General features: G+C 69.9%; 13 protein-coding genes. 5 read left to right on the forward strand and 8 right to left on the reverse strand.

Going from position 1 to position 16,966, the window contains the following annotated elements; all coding sequences use genetic code 11:
• Positions 1-3: 3 nt before the first annotated feature.
• Positions 4-1,476: a YibE/F family protein gene (locus ACFOY2_RS08975; protein ID WP_379527483.1), complete on the forward strand. Its 1,473-nt coding sequence runs from the start codon at positions 4-6 to the stop codon at positions 1,474-1,476.
• Between the two features lie 19 nt (positions 1,477-1,495).
• Here ACFOY2_RS08975 and ACFOY2_RS08980 read toward each other — a convergent pair whose 3' ends face one another.
• The 3 genes from ACFOY2_RS08980 to ACFOY2_RS08990 form a co-directional block, all read right to left on the reverse strand.
• Positions 1,496-2,353: an NAD(+)/NADH kinase gene (locus ACFOY2_RS08980; protein WP_379527484.1), complete on the reverse strand. Its 858-nt coding sequence runs from the start codon at positions 2,351-2,353 to the stop codon at positions 1,496-1,498.
• A 154-nt stretch (positions 2,354-2,507) separates the two neighbouring features.
• Positions 2,508-2,768, reverse strand: coding sequence for an enoyl-CoA hydratase/isomerase family protein (locus ACFOY2_RS08985; protein ID WP_379527485.1), 261 nt, complete (start codon positions 2,766-2,768; stop codon positions 2,508-2,510).
• Between the two features lie 40 nt (positions 2,769-2,808).
• A complete protein-coding gene (locus tag ACFOY2_RS08990; protein ID WP_379527486.1) occupies positions 2,809-3,570 on the reverse strand; it encodes an NADPH-dependent F420 reductase in 762 nt (253 codons plus the stop codon).
• Positions 3,571-3,671: 101 nt separating this feature from the next.
• On the opposite strand from ACFOY2_RS08990, the gene ACFOY2_RS08995 reads away from it, so the two are divergent.
• Positions 3,672-4,259 (forward strand): TetR family transcriptional regulator, encoded by a 588-nt coding sequence (locus tag ACFOY2_RS08995; RefSeq protein WP_379527487.1) that lies wholly within the window; start codon positions 3,672-3,674, stop codon positions 4,257-4,259.
• Positions 4,260-5,002: 743 nt separating this feature from the next.
• Here the strand turns inward: ACFOY2_RS08995 and ACFOY2_RS09000 are convergent.
• The 5 genes from ACFOY2_RS09000 to ACFOY2_RS09020 all read right to left on the reverse strand — a co-directional run bounded on the left by ACFOY2_RS09000 (position 5,003) and on the right by ACFOY2_RS09020 (position 11,410).
• A complete protein-coding gene (locus ACFOY2_RS09000; RefSeq protein WP_379527488.1) occupies positions 5,003-6,952 on the reverse strand; it encodes an ABC transporter ATP-binding protein in 1,950 nt (649 codons plus the stop codon).
• The gene (locus ACFOY2_RS09005; protein WP_379527489.1) at positions 6,949-8,682 is read right to left on the reverse strand and encodes an ABC transporter ATP-binding protein; all 1,734 of its coding nucleotides are present in this window, start codon (positions 8,680-8,682) and stop codon (positions 6,949-6,951) included. Before ACFOY2_RS09005 ends, ACFOY2_RS09000 begins: the two co-directional genes overlap by 4 nt.
• Positions 8,682-9,278: a TetR/AcrR family transcriptional regulator gene (locus tag ACFOY2_RS09010; RefSeq protein WP_379527490.1), complete on the reverse strand. Its 597-nt coding sequence runs from the start codon at positions 9,276-9,278 to the stop codon at positions 8,682-8,684. The genes ACFOY2_RS09005 and ACFOY2_RS09010 overlap by 1 nt, the downstream gene beginning before the upstream one ends.
• A 130-nt stretch (positions 9,279-9,408) precedes the next feature.
• Entirely contained in the window at positions 9,409-10,839 is a 1,431-nt protein-coding gene (locus tag ACFOY2_RS09015) for an MFS transporter (protein ID WP_379527491.1), read from the reverse strand.
• A 103-nt stretch (positions 10,840-10,942) separates the two neighbouring features.
• The gene (locus ACFOY2_RS09020) at positions 10,943-11,410 is read right to left on the reverse strand and encodes an Rrf2 family transcriptional regulator (protein WP_379527492.1); all 468 of its coding nucleotides are present in this window, start codon (positions 11,408-11,410) and stop codon (positions 10,943-10,945) included.
• 206 nt (positions 11,411-11,616) lie between these two features.
• Between ACFOY2_RS09020 and ACFOY2_RS09025 the strand changes: the two genes are divergently transcribed.
• The 3 genes from ACFOY2_RS09025 (at position 11,617) to ACFOY2_RS09035 (ending at position 16,886) form a co-directional block, all read left to right on the forward strand.
• Positions 11,617-12,162, forward strand: a complete 546-nt coding sequence (locus ACFOY2_RS09025) for an AAA family ATPase (RefSeq protein ID WP_379527493.1) — start codon at positions 11,617-11,619, stop codon at positions 12,160-12,162.
• Positions 12,163-12,270: 108 nt separating this feature from the next.
• Positions 12,271-14,646 (forward strand): glycosyl hydrolase family 95 catalytic domain-containing protein, encoded by a 2,376-nt coding sequence (locus ACFOY2_RS09030; protein WP_379527494.1) that lies wholly within the window; start codon positions 12,271-12,273, stop codon positions 14,644-14,646.
• The gene (locus ACFOY2_RS09035; protein ID WP_379527495.1) at positions 14,643-16,886 is read left to right on the forward strand and encodes a glycosyl hydrolase family 95 catalytic domain-containing protein; all 2,244 of its coding nucleotides are present in this window, start codon (positions 14,643-14,645) and stop codon (positions 16,884-16,886) included. The genes ACFOY2_RS09030 and ACFOY2_RS09035 overlap by 4 nt, the downstream gene beginning before the upstream one ends.
• Positions 16,887-16,966 lie beyond the last annotated feature (80 nt).

Below are 16,966 nucleotides of genomic sequence, written 5' to 3' on the forward strand. Positions count from 1 at the left end.
TCGATGGGCGCAAATCACGCGCATGACACCACCGTCCCGAGTTCGCGACGCACGGTCGTGGCGAGCCTGGCCGTGCTGGTGCCGCTGGCGATCGCCACGCTGGCGGGCCTGCTGTGGCTCTGGCCCGACGGGCGGCAGGACACCGGCACGCCGCAGACCGGCGTCGAGCGGCTCACCGGCACGGTCAAGAGCGTCACGCTCAAACGCTGCCCCGCCGCCACCGAGGGCACGCCCCAGCCCGACCCCGCCACCTGCGGGAACGCCGCCGTCACCGTCTATGAAGGGCCCGACCAGGGCAAGGACGTCGAGCTGCGGCTGCCGAGCGGCCCAGGGGCGCAACACTTCGCGGCCGGCGACGACGTGATCCTCCTGCGCCACTCCGACGGCACCTACCAGATCTCCGACCACGACCGGGCCACACCGCTGTGGCTGTTCGGGGCGGCGTTCGCGCTGGCGGTGATCGCCTTCGGCCGCTGGCGCGGGCTCACCGCCCTGGTGGGGCTGGCGGTCACGTTCGTGCTGCTGCTGACCTTCGTCATCCCCGGCATCCTGCAGGGCCGTCCGCCCATGCTGGTGGCTATCGTCGGGGCGGCGGCGATCATGCTGGCGGTCCTCTACCTCACGCACGGCTTCTCCGTGCCCACGTCCATGGCGGTCCTGGGCACCCTGGGCAGCCTGGCGCTCACGGGGGTGCTGTCGTACGGGGCGCTGGGGTTCGCCCAGCTCAACGGCATCACCGACGACAGCGCGCTGATGCTGGACATGAGCCTCAAGATCGACACCCAGGGGCTGCTCCTGGCCAGCATCATCATCGGCGCGCTGGGGGTGCTCGACGACGTCACGGTCACCCAGGCCGTCACGGTGGCCGAACTCGCCCACGCCAACCCCTCCTACGGGTTCACCCGGCTCTATCGGGCGGCCAGCCGGATCGGGCGCGCGCACATCGCCTCGGTCATCAACACGATCATCCTGGCCTACGCGGGGGCGTCGCTGCCGCTGCTCCTGCTGTTCAGCATCGGGGAGCAGCCGCTGGGCGACGTGCTGACCACGCCGGTCATCGCCCAGGAGATCGTCCGCAGCATCGTCGGGACGCTCGGGCTCATCGCAGCGGTGCCCATCACGACGGCGCTGGCGGCACTGACAGCCTCCCGCCACCACCCGGAACCCGCCGATCCCCCTTCGGACCGGCCGTCCCGCCGCCGCGCCTCCCGCGCCCCCGAACCCACCGCCCACGAGGACTTCTTCTCCCGCCCTCACGACGACCACGACGACGACTTCTTCTCCCGTCCCGCGGAACGCGACGACTTCTTCACCCCATCCCAGCAGGACACCCGGCCCGAGCAGCCTGCAGGGAGCGGCGGGTTCTTCACGCCGCATGCCCAGTCGCCGCAGACGGGGCACGAGGGGGAACGGGCGCCCGGTGGGCGGTCGGCCCGGCACCGGCGTCGCGGCCAGCCCGAAGACCAGCCACGCTGACGGCCTGACACGCCGACGGTCAGCTCACCTCGGCGCTGCCGTCCACCCGCAGCTTCCGCCGGGCGCGTTCGTAGAACGTGGTGCCCACGCGCACCACGTTCGCCGCCCCCGGCCAGGCCGAGACCGTGACGCGGTCGCCCGGGCACAGGTGCGCGACCACGGCCCCGTCGACCTCCACCGCCAGCCGCCCGCTGCTGGGCAGCACCTCCAGCGCCACCTCGTCGTCGGCGGGCAGCACCAGCGCCCGGTTGAAGCTGGAGTGGGCGGCGGCGGGCACCACGAGAACGGCCTCCACGCGGGGCGAGACGAGCGGCCCTCCGGCGGAGAAACTGTAGGCGGTGGACCCGGTGGAGGTCGCCACGATCACCGCATCGGCGGCGTATCTGATGAAATCGCTGCCCGCCGGGGTGATGGCTATGGCCGCCAGCCCCTCCCCCGGGATCCGGACGAGCGCGATGTCGTTGAACGCGGTCACCGGCTTACCCCCGACCACGCTCTTGACCGCCATCCTCGGCTCGATCGTGTAACGATGATCGTCGATGGCCGACAGCGTATCGGGCAACTCGTCCACGTCGATCTCGGCGAGAAAGCCAAGCTTGCCCAGGTTCACCCCCAGGATGGGCGTCGCCCGCCCGGCGAGCAGTCGCATGGTCCGCAACATCGTGCCGTCGCCGCCGAGGCCGACGAGCAGGTCGGCCCGCTCCACGAGCGCGGTGGCGTCCACCGGCACGGCGGTGCAGTCGATCCTGCCGACCTCCTCCGGGAGCCCGAGCACGGTGGCGCCCTTCTCACCGGCCCAGCGCAGGATGGTGTCTATCGCCTTCTTGGAGTCGCGCCGCGGATGCAACACCAGCCCGACCGTCCCGACCATGCCCATGCGGCCACCATACGACGCCCAGGTCAGAGCACCTTTCCCCGGGTCATCCGCTGACTCGCGCCCGCACCCCCGGTCCGCCCATCCCTGCTCGGCCGTCTGGGCTCGCTGACCGCGTCCGGTTCTTGGACATTCAACGGGAAGGCGGTGGGGGTGGTTACTCGGCGACCGACTCCGGTGCGGCCGGGTCGTCGGAGGCGGCGGCCAGGTCCCTGGTGTCGGCGCCGCTGCAGAAGTAGCCGCCGGCCGCGTCGACCAGGACGGCGCCGATGCTGTCGTCGGCGTGGACGCGGGCGCAGAAGTCCTCGATGAGGCCCGCCATCTCCAGCGTGATGGCGTTCTTGCGCCGGGGGTTGTTGAGGGTCAGCCTGGCGACGCCGTCGTGGACGGTGGTGATGGCCGGTGGTTCGCCCGTCATGCCGCAACTCCTCGGTCGTCGGGATCTCCTGCGGACCGTACTACGAGGAGCCCTCGCCCGGTTCGGCGACGGCCCGCGGGGAGCCCTTGACGGCCATGGCGGCCAGTTCCCTGACCCGGTCTGCGGGCACGGGGACCCCCGGCGTCTCCACGAACCAGCGGAGCGTCTCGTCGAGGTCGTCCATCCCCTCGGGCCGCTGCTGCGGGAAGTACGGATGCACGTAGACCGGGGTGTCGGGTTCGCTGCGCCAGCTCTCCGCGAGCGTGCCGATGTCGGCCGCGTCGAAGCCGATGGCATCCAGCAGCCGCGCCACCTGGGCCTTGGCGGCTTCGTCGTCGCCGGCGATGGGCAGGGCGCTGCGGTCGGGGGCGCCGGCGGGCCTGGCGAGGGTCGACAGGCGGTGGAAGTCGATGTTGTTGAACGCCTTGACCACGCGGGAGTCGGCCAGGTGCCGCTGCACCAGCACGCTCGAGGTCACCGCCCCCGTGTCCAGGTCGGCGATGCGGCCGTCGCGATCCGGATAGTAGTTCATCGTGTCGATGACGGTCTTGCCTGCCAGGGCCGCCGCGGGGAGCCGGTCGTAGGCGTGCAGGGGAATGGTGGCCACCACCAGGTCGCCCGCCTGCGCGGCTTGCGCGGGTGTGGCCGCCCGCGCGTGTTCGCCGAGGTCGGCGACGAGGTCGGCGAGGGTTTCGGGGCCGCGCGAGTTGCTCAGCACGACGTCCAGGCCGGCGGCGACGGCGAGGCGGGCAAGCGTGCCGCCGATCATGCCGCTGCCGATGAGTCCAAGTGTCTGGGTCACGGTGTCTCCGTTACAGAGTTTCGGTTGTGAAACTGAGTGTCAGATTAACGACTTAGGTTCATAGCTGCAAGCTGGGATCGAACGCGGGATAGGATCGCCGGGTGAGCGACGCAGGACGTACGAGAGACATCGCACGGGCCGCCGTCCGGGCCGAGCTGGCCCAGGTGGCCTTCGACCTGTTCCGCTGCGAGGGCTTCGACAAGGTCACCCTCAACGACCTGGCCGCGGCGGCCGGGGTGTCGCGCAGCACGTTCCTGCGCTACTTCGGCAGCAAGGAGGAGGCCGTCCTCGGCGCGTTCGACACCCGAATGGGGCTGGTCGCCGACGCCCTGCGCGGCCGCCCCGCCGACGAGGACGACTGGACGGCGCTGCGCCGCGCCCTCGACACCGTCATCGAGCTCTACCACCGCGACCCGGCGGGCGCCCTCGCGATGACCCGCCTCATCATGGACACCCCCGCCCTGTGCGCGCGCAACCTGGAAAAGCAGCACAACTGGCGCCCCGCCCTGGTCCAGGCCCTGGCCGAGCGCGCCGGCTCCGCGCGACCCGCGCCTTTGGCGCTGCCGGTCCGCGTGGCCGCCGCCCTCGACTGCCTGAACATCGCCGTCGACCACTGGGCCGCCTCCGACGGCAGCCTCGACCTGGTCGGCCTCATCGACGAAGCCTTCGCCGCGCTCGCCCTGCGCTGAGCGCGCCGCCTTCAGGACGGACGGCGACGGATTCGGCGCATGGGCCGGCCGCCGACCCAGGGGCGTGGATCAGCGCCATGAGGTCGTCGGGGCTGTCATACCACGGGCCCAGATAGTCCCGCCTCGATCGTGCCGAGCCTGATCCCGATGGAGGTCAGCCCGAAGTAGGTGACGAAGATGATGGTCGGCAGGGGGATGTTCTTGAACACTTCTGTTTGACGTGCTCCTCGCCCTGAAGAGGCGAGGGTTCCCGTGCTGCTTACGTAGCAGTTCATGCCGCGAAGCAGCACGAACTGTGGAACAGGATGCTTGACGCTTCACCGACCCGCCCACCGGCAGGTCTCCACGTCCTGTCACCGCCCGCCCGGCGGCCTCGTTGTACCGATGAATCCAGGAAGTGATCTCATGGCCAGCTTGGTTGTCGCTTGCCAGATCGATCACGGAAACCTTACCGTACGTGGTCGAGACGTCGCAAGCAGTTCCGGTCACTGCAGCTCGCGCCCTCGACAGCGTGCTGAGTGCGTACTTGGCGCAGCGCAGACTCATCTTGATCACAGAAGCTCCTCCGTTTCGAGCATCCCTGCGGGGATGCGGCCGCATCCCTCGGCCACAATCGGCCGCGCCACCACAAATTCGCCACAAAGACGCCACACGGGGCCCGCTCAAGCGCCCGCATGCTCGCCCTCGACGGGCCGCCGGACGGCGCGGCACTGGTCGGGGCGAGCATGCCGGGTCGACCGGTTCTACTCCACCTCCACGGCTGCCTCGGCGAACTGGGCCGAGTACAGGCGGGCGTAGGCGCCGCCCGCCTCCAGCAGCGACTCGTGCGTGCCCTGCTCGACGATCCGCCCGTCCTCCATGACCAGGATCAGGCTGGCGTCGCGGATCGTGGACAGCCGGTGGGCGATGACGAAGCTGGTACGGCCCTCGCGCAGCGTGCTCATCGCCCGCTGGATGAGCACCTCGGTCCGGGTGTCGACCGAGCTGGTCGCCTCGTCGAGGATCAGGATCGCCGGCTCCGACAGGAACGCCCGCGCGATCGTGATGAGCTGCTTCTCGCCCGCGCTGACCGTCGCGCCCTCCTCGTCGATCACCGTGTCGTAGCCGTCGGGCAGCGTGTGCGCGATGCGGTCCACGTGGGCGGCCTCCGCGGCGGCCTCGATCCGCTCGCGAGTGGCGCCTTCGGCCCCGTACCCGATGTTCTCCGCCATCGTGCCGCCGAACAGCCAGGTGTCCTGCAGCACCATGCCGATGTTGGCGCGCAGCTCCTCCCTGGACATCTCGGCGATGTCGACGCCGTCGAGGGTGATGCGGCCGCCGGTCACCTCGTAGAAGCGCATGATGAGGTTGACCAGCGTCGTCTTGCCCGCTCCCGTGGGACCGACGATGGCGACGGTCTGGCCGGGCTCCACGGTCAGCGACAGGTTCTCGATCAGCGGCCGGTCCTGTGTGTAGCGGAAGGACACGTTCTCGAACGCCACCCGGCCCCTGACCTGGGCGGGCCGCGCGGGCTTGGCGGGCTCCGCCGACTGTTCCCGCTCGTCCAGCAGCTCGAAGACCCGTTCGGCCGAGGCGACGCCCGACTGCACCAGGTTCGCCATGCCGGCCACCTGGGTGAGTGGCTGGCTGAACTGCCGCGAGTACTGGATGAAGGCCTGCACGTCGCCGAGCGAGATCGAGCCGGAGGCCACCTTGAGCCCTCCCACCACGGCGACCAGCACGTAGTTGATGTTGCCGATGAACATCATGGCCGGCTGGATGGCCCCGGAGATGAACTGGGCGCGGAAGCTGGAGGCGAACAGGGCCTGGTTGTGCTCGTCGAAGGTCTCTGCGGCCTCCTTCTGCCGGCCGAACATCTTGACCAGGGTGGCGCCGCCGTACATCTCCTCGATGTGGCCGTTGAGCTTGCCCGTCGCGGACCACTGTTGGATGAACTGCGGCTGCGAGCGCTTGCCGATGACCACGGTGACGTACACCGACACCGGCACGGTGACCAGCGCGATGAGCGCCAGGATCGGCGAGATCCAGAACATCATCACCAGCACCCCCACGACCGTCAGCACCGCCGAGATGAGCTGGCTCATCGTCTGCTGCAGCGTCTGGGCGATGTTGTCGGTGTCGTTGGTGGCGCGGCTGAGGATCTCGCCGCGCGGCTGGCCGTCGAAGTAGCTCAGCGGCAGCCGCGCCAGCTTGGCCTCGATCTGCTCACGCAGCCGGGCCGCCGCCCGCTGCACGACGACCGTGGTCAGCCGGAACTGCACGATCCCCAGCAGCGCCGCCACCAGGTAGAGCGCCAGCACCCAGGCGAGCACCTGGGCCAGCGCGGTGAAGTCGATGCCGTGGCCGGGCACCACGTTCATCGCGGCCACCATGTCGGCGAACGTGGACTGGCCGTCGGCGCGCAGCCCCGCCACGGCCTGCTCCTTGGTGATCCCCGGGGGCAGTTGGGCCCCGATGATGCCGGAGAAGATGAGGTCCGTGGCGTGACCGAGGATCTTGGGTCCGATCACGGTCAGCGCGACGCTGAGCGTGCCGAGGGTGAGGATGACGATCAGCAGCGTGCGCTCGGGGCGCAGCAGCCGCAGCAGGCGGTTGAGCGAACCTCCGAAGTCAAGGGCCTTCTCCGCGGGCCCGGACATCATGCCGGGGCCGAGACCGGACTGCGGCCGACGCGGTGGCGCCTGCGTAGTCATGCCGCCTCCTGTTCGGTGAGCTGGGACAGCACGATCTCCCGGTAGGTCGGGCAGCCGGTCATCAGCTCGGCGTGATCGCCGCTGCCGACCACGCGGCCGTCGTCGAGCACGAGGATGAGGTCGGCGTCGCGGATCGTGTTCACGCGCTGGGCCACGATGACGATCGTGGCGTCGGCGATCTCCTCATCCAGCGCGGCCCGCAGGCGGGCGTCGGTGGCGTAGTCGAGGGCGGAGAAGGAGTCGTCGAACAGGTAGATCTCGGGCCGGTGCACCAGCGTCCTGGCGATGGCCAGGCGCTGACGCTGGCCGCCGGAGACGTTCGTGCCGCCCTGGGAGATCGGCTCGTCCAGGCCGCCGGGCATCGCCTCGACGAACTCGCGGGCCTGGGCCACCTCCAGGGCTCGCCACAGCTCCTCGTCGGTCGCGTCCGGCCTGCCGTAGCGCAGGTTGGAGGCGACGGTGCCGGAGAAGAGGTAGGGCGACTGCGGGACCAGGCCGACGGCCCGGGACAGCACGGCCGGGTCGAGGTCGCGCACGTTCACGCCGTCGACCAGCACCTGGCCGTCGGTCGCGTCGAACAGGCGCGGGATGAGGTTGAGCAGCGTCGTCTTGCCGCTGCCCGTGCTGCCGATGATCGCGGTCGTATGGCCGGGGCGCGCCGTGAAGCTCACCTCGCACAGCACCGGCTCCTCGGCCCCCGGGTAGCGGAAGTCCACGGACCGCAACTCCAGCTCGCCGAGGTGGGTCTGCGGGGTGACGGGCTCGGCCGGCGGGTGGACGGTCGGCTCGGTGTCGAGGACCTCCTCGATGCGCTCGGCGCAGACTTCCGCCCGCGGGATCATGAAGAACATGAACATCGCCATCATCACCGACATGAGGATCTGCATGAGGTAGGCGATGACCGCGGTCAGCGCGCCCACCTGCATGGCGCCCTCGGCGATGCGGTGGCCGCCGAACCACACGACGGCGACGCTGGAGACGTTCACGACCAGCATGACCGTGGGGAACATCAGCGCCATCAGCCGCCCGACCCGCAGCGACACGTCGGTGAGCTGGTCGTTGGCGACGCCGAAGCGCTCGCGCTCGTGCCGGTCGCGGACGAAGGCCCTGATGACCCGGATGCCGGTGATCTGCTCGCGCAGCACCTGGTTGATCCGGTCGATACGCTCCTGCATCGTGCGGAAGAGCGGGCGCATCCGCATCACGATCAGGCCCACGATGACCACCATCAGGGGCAGGACGACGAGCAGCAGCGACGACAGCGTCATGTCCTCGCGCAGCGCCAGCACGATGCCGCCGACGCACATGATCGGCGCCGCCACCATCAACGTGAACGTCATCAGCACGAGCAACTGGACCTGCTGCACGTCGTTGGTGGTGCGGGTGATCAGGGACGGCAGGCCGAACCTGTTGATCTCCTGGGCGGAGAAGTCCTGCACCCGGTGGAAGATGGCGGCCCGGAGATCTCTGCCCAGGCCCATCGAGATCTTGGCGCCGTAGTAGACGGCCACGACCGAGCAGGTGATCTGGATGAGCGTCACACCGAGCATCACCAGCCCGATGCGCACGATATATCCGGTGTCGCCTTTGACGACGCCGTTGTCGATGATGTCGGCGTTCAGTGTGGGGAGATAGAGCGTGGCCAGGGTCGATACGAGCTGAAAGAGGACGACAAGCGTGATCTCTTTCCCGTACGGCCTGAGCTGGCCCCGCAGAAAACGGAGCAGCATTACGAGGGGCTTTCTGTCGAAGGGGTGGGAGCGGGCCGCAGGAGCAGCCCGTCGAGCAGGACGGAGACGATCTCCTCGTCGTCCATGTCGCCGAATTCGCCGACATGGCCGAGGCCGTGGTGCACGCTCACCGCGATCAGCATCAGCAGCAACTGCGCCGCGGCCTCGGGTGAGCGGCGCAGCCGGTCGCGGTCGGGCTCCATCAGGGCGGCCAGCGCGGACTCTATCCGCTGCCGGTCCTCCATCATCCGCTCGCGGAACTCGGCGTCGTCGTCCATCAGCTCTCGGGGGGCGGTGACGAGGTTGACGTTCTGGCTCATGCCCGTCCGCAGCGTGGTGACCGCTTCGGTCAGGCGTGCGCGCAGCTCGACCCGCGTGCCGATGGACGCCAGCGCGTCCACGGCCGGCTGCGGGTCGAACGCGCTCATCAGCGTCGCCCGCAGCAGCGAGGCCTTGTCGGGGAACACCCCGAAGATCGTGCCCTCGGCCACGCCGGCAGCCTCGGCGATCTGCCGGGTGCTCACGGCGGTGCCGTACTCACGCAGCAACGGGAGCGTGGCGGCGATCAGTGCGGCGCGGCGGTCTTCCGGCGCCATTGCCGGCACTCTCCGCCTTCTCGTCATGCGAGAGCTCGTCATGCGAGAAAGCATAATGAGCGAGTACTCACTCGCTCAAATCGTTATATGTCCGCCCCACCTGCAGGCCGTGTAGCGCCCCCGTGCGGCCTCAATGGACCTTGTCCGCATCGCGGACCGGCGTGGCCGCGGGGCTCATGCGGAACGCGACGATCAACGTCAGGACGACGACCACGGTCATGGCCAGGAAGGCATCGGAGTAGGCGGCGCCTTCGTGGCCGCCATACAGGGGGTTGACGGCGTCGCCGCCGCTTCGCTGCCGTGCCGTCACCAGCACGCCGACCAGGGCCGGGCCCGTGCCGGCGCCGAGGAACTGAGCGCCTTGGAGGATCCCGATGCCGACGCCGACCTGGTCGGGCGGCAGCGCGCCGGCCGCGGCGCTGATGATCGGGGTCAGGACGAAGATGAAGCCGACGCTGAGCCCGAACATCCCGACCCCGGCGGGGATCACCGACGCACCTCCTGCGAAGGTCGACAGGAACAGCGTGAACGCCCCCATGCCCGCCAGGCCCGTCAGCACCAGGGGCCGGGTTCCGAGGCGGTCGGCGAGGCGGCCGATCAGCGGCGAGACGACGGCGACGGCGACCCCGGCCGGGATCATGACCAGGGCCCCCTCCCCCGGTCCGAGGCCGTTGACGTCGATGACCAGCAGTGGGACGAATACCAGGCCGGCCAGGTTGACGATCATGGCCAGGAACGCGACGACGACCGCGGTCCTGTAGACCCGGTTGGTGAACAGCGCGGGCGGGACGAACGGCTGCGCGACGCGTACGGTGCGCCACCCGAAGAGCGCGATGGCCACGACCGCCACGACGAGGCTGGCCCAGGACGAGGGCGCGGCCAGGCCGGCGACCTGTGCCTGGGTGATGCCGAACAGGACCAGTCCGGCGCCGAGGCCCAGGAGGATGCCGCCGGGAAGGTCGAACCGCCTCGCACCCGCCGGGGCGTCGCCCGGCAGAACGCGCAACGCCGCGGGAAGTAGCGCCAACGCAACCACGATCATGATCCAGAACAGCGCTGGCCAGCCGAGGAACTGGCCGATCCCGCCACCGATAGCCGGTCCGGCGGCGGTACCGATCCCCCCGGCCGAGGAGATGACGCCGATCCCCATTCCCCGCTTGTCCTGCGGCGTCAACCGGGTGACGGCGATGATCGAGAGCACGGGGATCGCGGCCGCGCCCACCCCCATCACGATCCGCCCGAGCACGAGCACGAGCAGGTCCGGGGCGAGCGCGCAGACCAGGCTCCCGGCTGCGTAGGTCACCAGGGCGAAGCCGAACAGCCGCCGCAGGCTCACCCGGTCGGAGATGCGGCCGTAGAAGGGGATGCCGACCGAGAACATCAGCAGGAAGCCGGTGACGATCCAGGCGAGCTCCGCCTCGGAGGCTCCGAACTCCGTTCCGATCGCCGGGAGCACGAGGTTGACCATGTCGCTGGCGATGACCGTGGCGAGCATCGCCGGCATGAGCACGGCCAGCAGGGCGAGCGCTGAGCCGCTTCGTCCGGCTGTGGTTGGGGTCATTCGAGGCATCCTCCGCGCGGCATTTACTGCCACCGTCGTAGTTACAGTTAGGGCAAGAAAATGGCGGAGGGCCGTGCCTCCGCCATGACGCGCCGCCGCCGGCTCACGCACCCGCCGGAGCGGGCGGACGATCCGGCAGCGCGAGTTCACGCTCCCTTTCCAGCACCTGCCGGAGCAGGTGGGCGATGGTCGTGCGGCCGAGCCGTTCTTCCATGGCCCGCTCCGCGTCACGGAACTCCACTTCGAGCAGGCCCTGGATATGGCGCCCCACCTCGCACTCGGCGCTGGGCGGGTGGGCGTGCCGCGACAGGATCGGCCCCGCCTCGACGGCGCTGTAGGCGTCGTGGAGGGTGATCTCGCGCGGGGCTCGGGCGAGGGACCAGCCGCCGTTGCGCCCCTCGGTGGACCACACGAGGCCGGCGTCCCGCAGGCTGCCGAGGATGCGCCGCACGAGAACCGGATTGCTCTCCAGGCTGTCCGCGATCTCCGCGGAGGTCAGCGACTTCTCACCCCAGCGCGCCAGCATCGTGAGCGCGTGAATCGCGACCGCGCTCCTGCTGCTGAGACCCACCACGACTCCCTTCGAAACTGCAATGAGGCTAGTTGCAGTTTGGACGCCCGTCAATCCCGGCTAAGGTGTGATCACGCCCTCGGTGAAAGCGAGCGGTGGGACGACCCACCAGGCCGCGACCGAGCCCGCGCCGTGCCGATGACCGCCGGCGCCCATCTCCCGCACGCCCACCTGGGCGGAGCCATGCCCGATACGGGGAGCGATCGATGAAGCGTTACATCCTGACCGGCACGCCAGGAGCCGGGAAGACGGCGATCCTGCGCCAACTGGAGTGCGACGGCTACACCGTCGTCGAGGAGGCGGCGACGGACGTCATCGCCCTGCGGCAGGCGCGGGGCGAGGCCGAACCGTGGACGAAGCCGTCCTTCGTGGAGGCGATCACCGCTTTGCAGCGCCGGCGCCAGGAACAGGCCGCGGCCCTTCCCGGCGAGGTGCAGGTCTACGACCGATCGCCCGTCTGCACCTACGCCCTGGCCAGGTATCTCGGCCATCCCGTCCCCCCGGCCCTGTCCCGCGAACTGGACCGCATCCAGGAGCGCCGGATCTACGACAACAGGGTGCTGTTCGTGCGGAGCCTCGGGTTCGTCACGCCGACCGACGCGCGGTTGATCACCTTCGCGGAGTCGCTGCGCTTCGAGCAGGTCCACCGGGACGCCTACGCCTCACTCGGCTACGAGTGCGTGCCGATCGCCCCGGGCCCGCTGCCGGATCGGGTGGCGGCGGTCAGAAGGCACCTCGACACGACGCCCTAACTGCGGACGCGGCCAAGCGGTGAGCAAGGGCTTGACAGAGGCGGCCAGCGATTAGATCTTCTCAATCATCAGATGTATCGCCCCGCAAGCACCCCCACCGGAGGCGCAATGTCGGAAAATCCCTCCTCTCGGCGTACATTCCTCGGAGGTATCGCCATAGGAGGCGCCGCCGCCGCGCTCACTCCCGCATCGCCGGCCGCCGCGTCCGCCACCGAGCTGTTCGAGCGGACCGGCCTGCTGCCCCTGCGCGACGAGATGCGCCACGACGGCCAGTGGGCTGCCTTCCTCCGTGACCAGGACCTGGTGTGGGAACGCCTGCCCCGCCAGTGGCACGAGGGCCCGTTCCTCGGCAACGGCCTGCTGGCCTCCACCGTCTACGTCCCGGAAGGCCAGAACGGGATCCGTTTCGACGTCCAGCACAGCGAGGTCCAGGACCACCGGCCGAACATCGACGCCAAGTACGGCCTGTGCCGCCTGCCCATCGGCTACCTGACGCTCCAGCCGAAGGGCACGATCACCGCCGTCGACTGGCGCCTGGACCTGTGGAACGCCGAACTCAAGGGCACCGTCACCACGGACCTCGGCACCATCTCCTTCAGCGCCTTCGTGCACGCCGAACGGGAGGTCATGCTGATCCGCGTCAAGCCGGACGCCGCCGAGCGGGAGACGACCTGGACGTTCACCGCTCTGCCCTCGATCAGCCCCCGCCAGATCACCAACCCCGACCCCGCCTACCAGCCGAACCCGCCCAGCACACTCAAGCAGGACGGCGACGTCCGCCTCTGCGTCCAGCCTCTGCTGGTCGGCGGCCACTACGTCACGGCCTACCAGGATGTGACCCGCGGCGACGAACGCTGCATGTACCTCACCGTGGCCCACTCCCATCCGGAGGAGAGCGCCGAGGCGCCGGCCGTGAAGACGATCAGGAGCGCGCTGGGCCGCCCGCCGAACCTGCTGGCGAAGACGCACCGCGACTGGTGGCACGGTTTCTACCCCAAGAGCTTCCTGTCGCTGCCGGACCGGCGGCTGCAGAGCTTCTACTGGATCCAGCTCTACAAGATCGCCTCAGCCACCCGCGAGCACGCCCCTGTCATGGCGACCACCGGGCCGTGGCTGCAGCCCACCGGCTGGCCGAACATCTGGTGGAACCTCAACGTCCAGCTCGAATACTGGATGATCAACGGCTCCAACCACCTCGAACTCGACGCGCTCACCCGCACCCTGGACGAGAACCGGCAGGTGCTCATCGACCACGTGCCCGAGCCGTACCGGTCCGACTCGGCGGGCGTCTCGCGCAGCTCCGACATGTACGCCCGCGGCGCCCGGCTCGGCATCCCCGGCCAGGGCCAGCCCGAGATCGGCAACCTCACCTGGGCGCTGCACAACGTGTGGCTGTCCTACCGGCACAGCATGGACACCGACGTGCTGCGCGACGTGCTGTTCCCGCTGCTGCGCCGGTCGATCAACTACTACCTGCACTTCCTGGCCCCCGGCGCGGACGGCCGGCTGCACCTGCCGACCACCTTCTCCCCCGAGTACGGCGGCGCGCCCGACTGCACCTTCGATCTCGCGCTCATCAGGTGGGGCTGCGGGACGCTGCTGGAGGCGGCGGACACGCTGAAGATCGACGACCCGCTCAGGTCCCGCTGGCGGGAGGTCCTGGACACGCTCGTCGACTACCCGGTGGACGAGAACGGCTACATGATCGGCGCCGGGGTGCCCTTCGCCAAGTCGCACCGGCACTATTCGCACCTGCTGCAGATCTACCCCCTCTACGAGATCACCTGGGAGCAGCCGGACAAACGCGACCTCATCGAGAAGTCGCTGAAACACTGGATCGGCTTCACCGGCGCGCTGCAGGGCTACAGCTTCACCGGCGCCGCCTCGATCGCCGCCCAGCAGGGCAAGGGCGAGGACAGCCTGCACTACCTGCACGAGCTCATGAGCCAGGGCTTCATCAGGGCCAACACCATGTATCGGGAGGGCGGCGGGCCCGTCATCGAGACGCCGCTGTCGGCCGCGCAGTCGATGCACGACATGCTGGTGCAGAGCTGGGGCGGGCTGATCCGCCTCTTCCCCGCCGTACCCGGCGCCTGGGCCGACGTCACCGTGCACAACTTCCGCACCGAAGGCGCGTTCCTCCTCTCGGCGGTACGGCGGCAGGGCGCGACCCGGTGGGTCCGGATCCGCAGCCTGGCGGGCCGGCCGTGCCGGCTCAGGCACGGCATCGCGGGCGGGCGGCACACCGTGCTGGGCGCGCGCTGGAAGGACCTCGGCGACGGCGTCATCGAGCTGGACCTGCGCAAGGACCAGGAGGCGCTGGTGTTCGCCCACGGCGAGCGCGACTTCACCATCGCCCCCGTGAAGATCACCGAACCGGGCGAGCCCTGGGGTCTGCCGCCGACCCCGCCACCGGGGCCCACCACACCCGCCGACAACGACGGCGCTTCGGCCGACCTCTCCCTGGAAGGACCTGCCCGATGACCGGAATCAGCCGCCGGGTGTTCGTCGCCGGCGCCGGAGCCTCCGCCGTGGTCGCGACCTCTCCCGCCGCGTGGGCCCACGCCACGCCGGGCGGCAAGGACGACGTGCACGCCGACGTGCTGCGGGACGCCGCCATGGTGTGGAAACGGCTGCCCAGCGGCTGGCAGAACGGGCCTTTCCTGGGCAACGGCCTGCTCGGCGTGCACGTCTACAACAAGGGCGGCGAGGGGAACGTCCTGCGCTTCATGCTGAACCACTCGCTCGTGCAGGACCAGCGCGGGCAGTGGGAGGCGGCCATCGGGTACTCGCGCCTGCCCATCGGCTACCTGACGCTGACCTTCGCGGGGGCGGTCACGGGGGTGGACTGGCGGCTGGACCTGGAGCGGGCCGAGCTGACCGGGACCGTGACGACCACGCGGGGCGGCGTCGAGTTCAGCGCGCTCGTGCTCAACCACCGCAGCGTGCTGCTGGTGTCGACGAAGCCGACCCCGGGAGAGGAGGCGGTGGCCTGGGGCTTCACGCCGCTGGCCTCCCACACGACCAGGACGATCCGGCGCCCGCCCGACTACACCGGCAACCCCGACCCGGTGGTCGCCGACGGGCACGTCGAGCAGCCCATGCACGCCGGAGGCGGGTACACCACCGCCTGGCGCGAGGTCAGGAACGGCGGCGAGCGGGTGCTCGCGGCGACCATCGCCTACGACTATCCGGACTCGACGGGCGTTGAGGAGGCGCTGCGGACCCTGCGCCAGATCCTCGACGGCAACCCGGAGGCGCAGGTCCTGGTCCACCGGAGCTGGTGGCGCCGGTTCTACCGGCGCAGCCTGGTGTCGGTCCCCGACAAGCTGCTGCAGCGCTTCTACTGGATCCAGCTCTACAAGATGGCCTCGGCCACCAGGGACGGCGCGCCGGTGGTGACGGAGTGGGGGCCGTGGTTCCCCGAGGCGGGCAACAGCTGGACGAACATCTGGTGGAACCTCAACGTCCAGGTGGCTTATCCGCTGGTCAACGGCTCGAACCATCCGGAGCTGGACGCCGTGACGACGACGTTCCGGAAATATCACGACAATCTTGAGCTCAACGTCAATCCGGCCTACCGCGACGGCAAGTCCTACGCGCTGTGTCACCCGGGCGACCGCATGCTCCGGCCCGGCCCACGGTATGTCGGCGTGCCCGGCGTGAGCCCGAACGACCACACCGGCAACCTCACCTGGGGCATGCACAACGTCTGGCTCGCCTACCGCCACAGCATGGACGAGCGCGTGCTGCGCGAGGTGCTGTTCCCGATACTCACCGGGGCGATCACCTACTACGAGCGCTTCCTCGTCGAAGGCCAGGACGGCCGCCTGCACCTGCCCGAGACCCGCTCGCCCGAGTACGCCAACGCCTCCGACGCCACCTACGACCTCTCGCTCATCCGCTGGGGTTGCCGCACCCTCCTCGACAGCGCCGCGCGGCTGCGCATCGACGACCCGCACAAGGCCAGGTGGAAGGAGATCCTCGCGCGACTGGTGCCGTACCACAGGAACGAGCAAGGGGTGATGATCGGCGAGAACGTGCCGCTGGCGGGCTCGCACCGGCACTACTCGCACCTGCTCTGGATGTACCCGCTGCAGGAGTCGCTCGAGCGGCGCAGCTTCGAGCACTGGACGAGCATGCGCGAGCTGTGGCACGGCTACAGCTTCGCGGCGGCCTCCTCGATGGAGACCCTGTTCGGCAACCCCGAGGAGGCCCTGTCCTACCTGCGCTTCTTCATCGACGGCAACGTCGTGGACAACTGCGCCATCACCCCCAACACCATGTACAGAGAGGGCTCCAACTTCGCGATCGAAAGCCCGCTTGCCGCCGCCCAGTCGATGCTCGACATGCTGGTCCAGAGCCACGGCGGCGTGGTCAAGGTGTTCCCCGCCGTCTCGGCCACCTGGGCCGACGTCTCGATCGAGCGGCTGCGCACGCAGGGGGCGTTCCTGGTGGACGCCTCGCGGAGCGGGGGGCGTACCGACTGGGTCAGGGTGCGGGCGGAGGCGGCGGGAGAGCCGCTGCGGCTCCGGCACGGCATCGAGGGGCCCTTCGAGGTCCGCGACGAGCGGGGCAGGCCCCTGCCCTTCCGGGGGACGGACACGATCGAGATCCCCCTGCGCAAAGACCAGACGGCCGTCATAACCCGGCGCGGCGCACACCCGTCGGGGCCGCGCGACGTCCCGGCCAACGGGAGCGCCCCCGCGTGGGGGCTGCCATAGCGTGTTCACTCGACCACGGGGGGGGCTGGTGACGACGGCGCCATGGAGGCCCTGTCCTGACACGGGCCATCACCCGAAAG

Source organism: Nonomuraea purpurea (assembly GCF_042650645.1).
Taxonomy (GTDB): domain Bacteria; phylum Actinomycetota; class Actinomycetes; order Streptosporangiales; family Streptosporangiaceae; genus Nonomuraea; species Nonomuraea purpurea.

Coding starts and splice junctions, on each gene's coding strand:
- ACFOY2_RS09025 (WP_379527493.1), top strand. CDS start 11,617: ATGAAGCGTTACATCCTGACCGGCACGCCAGGAGCCGGGAAGACGGCG.
- ACFOY2_RS09030 (WP_379527494.1), top strand. CDS start 12,271: ATGTCGGAAAATCCCTCCTCTCGGCGTACATTCCTCGGAGGTATCGCC.
- ACFOY2_RS08985 (WP_379527485.1), bottom strand. CDS start 2,768: ATGACGGGCGAACCACCGGCCATCACCACCGTCCACGACGGCGTCGCC.
- ACFOY2_RS09010 (WP_379527490.1), bottom strand. CDS start 9,278: ATGGCGCCGGAAGACCGCCGCGCCGCACTGATCGCCGCCACGCTCCCG.
- ACFOY2_RS08980 (WP_379527484.1), bottom strand. CDS start 2,353: ATGGGCATGGTCGGGACGGTCGGGCTGGTGTTGCATCCGCGGCGCGAC.
- ACFOY2_RS09005 (WP_379527489.1), bottom strand. CDS start 8,682: ATGCTGCTCCGTTTTCTGCGGGGCCAGCTCAGGCCGTACGGGAAAGAG.
- ACFOY2_RS09035 (WP_379527495.1), top strand. CDS start 14,643: ATGACCGGAATCAGCCGCCGGGTGTTCGTCGCCGGCGCCGGAGCCTCC.
- ACFOY2_RS08975 (WP_379527483.1), top strand. CDS start 4: ATGGGCGCAAATCACGCGCATGACACCACCGTCCCGAGTTCGCGACGC.
- ACFOY2_RS09015 (WP_379527491.1), bottom strand. CDS start 10,839: ATGACCCCAACCACAGCCGGACGAAGCGGCTCAGCGCTCGCCCTGCTG.
- ACFOY2_RS09000 (WP_379527488.1), bottom strand. CDS start 6,952: ATGACTACGCAGGCGCCACCGCGTCGGCCGCAGTCCGGTCTCGGCCCC.